This window comes from Thermus sp. FJN-A, assembly GCF_054655095.1.
The window spans coordinates 1-236 of the sequence record NZ_BAAHSC010000308.1; the positions used below are offsets into that span (position 1 = coordinate 1).

The window sequence follows — 236 nt, forward strand, 5'->3', positions numbered from 1 at the left end:
TGAAGAGGCCGAGGTCTTTGGCGAGGGCCAGGGCCTTGTTGTGCTTGCCGCCGAACTCTAGGGCGGCAAGGAGGGCGAGGGTGAGGATGGCGGAGGCGGGCGTTTTGGCTTGGGGGTCATCCTTGTAGCCCATGGCTTGCAGGGCGTCGTCTATAATGCAAAAGGCCGCTATGAGACGGGAAAGCATAGCGGCCACTATTTTTTCAGATCCAGGGGATAGGTAGCAACTTGGGTTA

1 pseudogene is annotated in these 236 nt (G+C 58.5%); it reads right to left on the minus strand.

Going from position 1 to position 236, the window contains the following annotated elements:
• Positions 1–187, minus strand: a pseudogene (locus ACYQ0J_RS13835) (IS982 family transposase); the annotation flags it as partial.
• Between the last annotated feature and the right edge of the window lie 49 nt (positions 188–236).